General features: G+C 68.7%; 5 protein-coding genes. All 5 read right to left on the bottom strand.

The window, feature by feature from the left end; genetic code table 11:
- Positions 1 to 32 precede the first annotated feature (32 nt).
- Positions 33 to 806, bottom strand: coding sequence for a tetratricopeptide repeat protein (locus V6M42_RS10410; RefSeq protein WP_332678425.1), 774 nt, complete (start codon positions 804 to 806; stop codon positions 33 to 35).
- 92 nt (positions 807 to 898) lie between these two features.
- Positions 899 to 1,735: a 3-methyl-2-oxobutanoate hydroxymethyltransferase gene (gene panB, locus V6M42_RS10405; protein WP_332678424.1), complete on the bottom strand. Its 837-nt coding sequence runs from the start codon at positions 1,733 to 1,735 to the stop codon at positions 899 to 901.
- A gap of 202 nt (positions 1,736 to 1,937) precedes the next feature.
- Entirely contained in the window at positions 1,938 to 2,357 is a 420-nt protein-coding gene (locus tag V6M42_RS10400; RefSeq protein WP_332678423.1) for a hypothetical protein, read from the bottom strand.
- Positions 2,347 to 2,907: an RNA polymerase sigma factor gene (locus tag V6M42_RS10395; protein WP_332678422.1), complete on the bottom strand. Its 561-nt coding sequence runs from the start codon at positions 2,905 to 2,907 to the stop codon at positions 2,347 to 2,349. Before V6M42_RS10395 ends, V6M42_RS10400 begins: the two co-directional genes overlap by 11 nt.
- A gap of 25 nt (positions 2,908 to 2,932) precedes the next feature.
- Positions 2,933 to 3,340, bottom strand: a complete 408-nt coding sequence (locus V6M42_RS10390; protein ID WP_332660545.1) for a DUF6249 domain-containing protein — start codon at positions 3,338 to 3,340, stop codon at positions 2,933 to 2,935.
- Positions 3,341 to 3,497 lie beyond the last annotated feature (157 nt).

The raw sequence follows: 3,497 nt of genomic DNA, 5'->3' as shown, positions 1-3,497 counted from the left end.
GCGATTCATGGCGGACGTCCTGGAAACGGGGATCACGGGCGGGCCGGGGCGGCGGGAGCGGCGGCGGCCGGAGCGGCCGGCGGGGCCGCCGCAGCGGGCTGGGCCGGAGCGGCGACGGGAAGAGCGGCCTGGGCCCGGATGATGGCGGTGAGATTGGCCGCGGCGCCCGAGTCGATCGCGGAGATCGCCAGGTCGGCGCGCTGGCTCACGATCTCGGGGGTGTCGAGACCGTTCTTGAGCAGGACGAGCGCCTCGCGCGCAGGCGCGGTCTGGCCGTGCTGGAGACGGGCCATGGCGAGGGCCTCGAGCGCGAACGGGCTGAACGGGCGGCCGTCCTTGGCGATCGGCGCAAGCCGGGCCTCGATCTGGGGCAGGGTTTCGCTGTCCATGGCCAGCCAGGCGGCCTTGAGAACCGCGGCGTCGCGGAGCAGCGGATCGCCCGAGGCCTTGGCCGCCTCGTCGAAACGGGCGATGGCGTCGGGAACGCGGTTGGCGTCGAGGGCGATGTTGGCGCGCTGCATCAGGGCCATGGCCTTGTAGGCCCCGTTGCCTTCCCTGGCCGCCTGGGTGAAGGCCGCATCGGCGCCGACGGGGTTGTTGGCCGCCATCGATTCCATGCCGCGGTCATAGGCGATCGAGGCCTTGTCGGCCTTCGAGGTCTGCATGCTGTCCCAGCCCCAGAAGGCCAGGGCCGCGATCAGCGCGACCAGAAGCACGCCGCCGACAACCGGCAGCCAGGTGCGGGCGAGCCGCTTGTAGCGGTCGGAGCGAAGCTCCTCCTCGACCTGCTCGAAAACATCAACCACGGATACGTCGCCCCCGGAAAACGGCGCTCAGGCCGTTGAATTTCAATCCGGCCGGACCCTAGAGGGTCAGCCTGCCCGCCGCAACGCAGCCCTTAGGGCGTAACGGGCTTTTTCGAGAAGTAGGTCTCGACTTCGGCAGGAAAACGGCGGGCTTTCACGTCGGCGGCGTAGGCGGCGACCGCCCGGTCGATCTCTCCCCGCATGTCGGCGTAGCGGCGGACGAATTTCGGCGTCCAGTCGAACAGGCCCAGCATATCGGGCGTCACGAGGATCTGGCCGTCGCAGGCGGCCGAGGCGCCGATGCCTATGGTGGGCTTGTCGACGGCGGCGGTGATGTCGCGGGCCAGCCCCTCGGCGACGCCCTCGATGACGATGGAAAAGGCCCCTGCGTCAGCGGTGGCCTCGGCTTCCGACATGACGCGCAGGCGCTCCTCGTCAGTGCGCCCCTTGGCCTTGAAGGCGCCGTCGGTCAGCACGGCCTGGGGCCGCAGGCCGACGTGGCCCATGACCGGAATGCCGCGCTGGACCAGATAGGCGATGGTTTCCGCGACCGTGGGACCGCTTTCCAGCTTCACGCCCTGGGCGCCGGTCTCCTTCATCACGCGGGCGCAGTTCTCGTAGGCCAGTTCCTTGCCGCCCTCGTAGCTGCCGAAGGGCATGTCGATCACGACCATGGCCCTCCTGGACCCGCGCATGACGGCCTGGCCGTGGAGAATCATCATCTCCAGGGTGACGCCGACGGTGTTGGGCATGCCGTGCACGACCATGCCGACGCTGTCGCCGACCAGCAGCAGGTCGCAATGGTCGTCCAGCAGGGCCGCGGTCGGGGCGTCATAGGCCGTCAGGCAGACGATGGGCTCGCCGCCCTTGCGCGACCGGATGTCGGGCGCCGCGAGACGGCGGACGGTTTCCTGCTTCTGGCTGGACATGGGCGGAGCTCCAGAGGATGGGCCCCCTAGATAGGGCCCAACCAAACCCCCGTCATCCTCGGGCTTGTCCCGAGGACCCATTTATCCGCCATAAGGTCGATTGAAGACCAGGCGCCGGGCCCGTCCTCCTGCTCGCGCTGATCGCCGCCATGGGTCCTCGGGACAGGCCCGAGGATGACGGATCAGTTTGGGGGCGGCCGGTTCACATCTCCTGCGACAGCTTCATCACGCCGGCCGCGGCCAGGGCGATCAGGGCGCCGGCGGCGATCCAGAACAGCTGCATGCCGCCCATGGACCCCAGCTCCAGATTGCCGAGACCGAACTGGTCGAGGCCGCCCTGGACGGCGCTCTGGACGCTGAGCGAGGTGGAGCGGATGCCCTGGCCGAGGGCGTCGCCCGCGACGACGCCGTCGCCGTCGCCGAGGCCCAGGTTCACGCTCATCGTCTCGCGCACGGCCACGACGCCGCCGATGACGCCGGCGAGGCCGAGGGCGAAGACACGCATGCGGGAGCCCTTCTGCAGGCGCTGTTCGACCCGGGCGGTGAACAGGGCCGCATCGGGAAGCTGCGGGGAGCGCGCGAACAGGCGCTCGATTTGGGGATCGAACTCGTCAGCCGACATGCTGCGTTCCTCCCAGGGGCTGCGCGGATTGCGGTTGTAGCCGCGCGCGGAGTTTATCCAGACCACGTTTGACATGAGACTTCACCGTGCCGAGTGGCAAATTCAGGGCGGCGGCGATCTCGGGATGCGCCATGCCGGCCCCGTGACAAAGGGAGACACACAGTCTTTCAGGCTCGCTGAGGCCCTTGAGCGCCTCGTCGAGATCCATCAGGCCCGCCTGATCAGCGGCGGGTGCGACATCTTCCTGTTCGACTTCAGCGATATAGCGGGCTTCCTTCGCAACGCGCTTGATATAGAGGCGCGCCGCGATCCGCTTGACCCAGGCGGCGAAGGTGCCTTCGCCCCGGAACTCCGCGCACCGCTCGAACGCCTGGATGAAGGCGTCCTGGGCGATGTCGTCGGCGAGCGAGGCTTGCGCCCCCATCCGCCGCAGCAGGCCGCGCACCGCCGAGCCGTGGCGGCGCACCAGCTCGCCGAACTCCCGCCGTCCGCCCGCCGCCGCGAGGGCGGCGAGCTCGACGTCGTGCCGGTCGATCAGAGGTTGGGTCATGATCAGTCCCCCTGTCCGACCCGGCTCAGTCCTTGTTCTTGTTGAAGAAGCTCAGGACCAGGAAGGCCAGGCCGATGGTGGCCGGGATGGCGGCGATGCCCAGCAGGCCGTCGCCGACCTCGCCGTGCCAGTCGTTGCCGCCCTGCCAGCCCATGTTGTTGATCAGGCTGAAGGCCGCGATGCCGACGCCGACCGCCAGCCAGATGATGCCGCGGCGGATGTCGCGGGTCCGCGAGGGCAGGTTCTTGGTGACGTCCCTGGTCAGGGCGTCCAGCACTTCAGCCGGCAGGTCCTGGCCCTTGTCGATGGCGCGGCGGACGGTTTCCTGGGTTTCGCGGCGCTCGCGGAACTTCAGATAGGTCGGGCCGAAGGCGATGGCGGTGATGCAGCCGAAGACCGACAGAATGGCCACCAGCGGAATGAAGTCTTCCATGTGGGTATCCCCTTTTAATCCCGGACCGGAGCCTGATGCTTCGGCCTTCTGACGACAAGAGGCTGTGAAGAGGCCGCATGGATGCGGACGGCGAGGTGAAACTTTCGTAAGGCGGAGGGACCCACCGACCGGAGACCTCCGATGATCGATCGCCGCA

Source organism: Brevundimonas sp. (genome assembly GCF_036677305.1).
Classification (GTDB): domain Bacteria; phylum Pseudomonadota; class Alphaproteobacteria; order Caulobacterales; family Caulobacteraceae; genus Brevundimonas.
The sequence above is the reverse complement of the archived record's forward strand: the minus strand, read 5'-3'. Positions and strand labels throughout refer to the sequence as shown.